This is a genomic window from Pseudomonas sp. P5_A2_2 (assembly GCF_054177685.1).
This window is the reverse complement of sequence record NZ_JBGCUL010000929.1, coordinates 1-1,719: the sequence shown is the minus strand read 5'-3', so window position 1 is coordinate 1,719 and position 1,719 is coordinate 1. Positions and strand designations below refer to the sequence as shown.

The window sequence follows — 1,719 nt, the reverse complement described above, 5'->3', positions numbered from 1 at the left end:
GTGCCGGATGGCGTCCTGCGAGCGGAAATCGATGCCTCGTGGCGACGCAGCCTGAGCCATGGCGTGCATTTCAATGCCAAGCACGAGCTGGCACAGGAATCGAGTGCCAGCCTCGACGTGTTGCTGGCCAGCAACCGCTTGCTGATCGACGCCGCGTTGCCGGCGATCGATTACCTGGCCGAGCGTCAGGGCAAGGAAGGGCTGATCATCCTGGCCAACTCCGACGCCACCATCCTCGCCGTCGAAGGCCGCGCCGACCGTCTCAAGGGCAGCGGCCTGCAGGACATCACCCTCGGCGCCTGCTGGAGCGAAGCGGTACGCGGCACCAACGCCCTCGGCACGGCACTGGTGGAAGCCCGGCCGACCCTGATCGATTGCGGCGAACATTATCTGGATCGCCTCAGTGATTTTTCCTGCACCTCGGTACCGATCCATTGCCCCCAGGGCGACATTCTTGGCGTCCTCGACCTGACCCGCGAAGGCCCGCTCGGCCGCGCCCACGACAGCACTGCGTTGCTGGCCATGGCGGTCAGCCAGATCGAAAGCCGCGTCTTTAACACAAGCTATCCGGACGAAATCGTCCTGGCCTTCCACAGCCGCAGGCAGTATCTGGAATCCCCGTGGCAAGGCCTGCTGGCCGTGAGCCTCGGCGGGCAGATCCTCGCGGTCAGCGCCCAGGCCTGCCAGTTGCTCCACGCCGAACGCTCGGCCCTGGTCGGTCGGCGCTGCGAGGAGTTTCTCGGCGTCGACGGCCYGCAATTGTTGGCGCGCCTGCATCAGGGCGGGGCCGGCAGCCTGCAAACCGCCAAGGGTGAATTCTTCTACAAAACCCTGCGCGCGCCGCAACGCTCGATCAACGTCAGCAGCCCGCCGCGCACTGCGGCGATAACTGCCAAGGCACAACCGGATCTGGAAGCGCTGGCCGGCAGCAATACACGCTATGCCCGTGCCTTGCGCATGGCCCGTCAAGGCCTGGCCAATGAGCTACCCGTCTTGTTGCTGGGTGAAACCGGCACCGGTAAAGAGGTTATCGCCCGCGCCCTGCACATGGCCGGAGCGCGCTGCGACAAACCCTTCGTGGCGGTCAACTGCGCGGCCATTCCCGAAGGCCTGATCGAGTCCGAACTGTTCGGCTATCGCGAAGGCGCGTTCACCGGTTCACGCCGGGGCGGCATGGTCGGGCGCCTGCAGCAGGCCCATGGCGGCACCTTGTTCCTCGATGAGATCGGCGACATGCCCCTGGCCTTGCAGGCCCGACTGTTGCGGGTATTGCAGGATCGCAAGGTCGCGCCCCTGGGCGCAGGCGAAGAGCAGGACATCGACGTCGCGCTGATCTGCGCCACCCACCGCGACCTCAAGCGTCTGGTGGAAGAAAAACACTTTCGCGAGGACCTGTTCTACCGGGTCAACGGTATCAGTGTGATGCTCCCGGCCCTGCGCGAACGCGAAGATTTCGCCGCGCTGGTCAGCCGCATGCTGACGACACTGGGCGCCCCCAACGCGGTCCTGCACGACGACCTGAATCGCTTGCTCGGCGGTTATCACTGGCCGGGCAACATCCGCCAACTGGAGATGGTCCTGCGCACCGCGCTGGCCATGCGCGAACCGGGTGAAACCGTGCTGACCCTCGACCACTTGCCCGACAGCATGCTCGACGAGTTGACCGCCAGCGAACGGCCCCAGGCCGGCAGCATCCGGGAAAACGAACTGGAGCTGATC

1 protein-coding gene is annotated in these 1,719 nt (G+C 65.5%); it reads left to right on the top strand.

The window, feature by feature from the left end:
- The coding region (locus ACXRVY_RS27430; protein WP_458238774.1) for a sigma-54-dependent Fis family transcriptional regulator at positions 1–1,719 on the top strand (1,719 nt) is incomplete at both ends.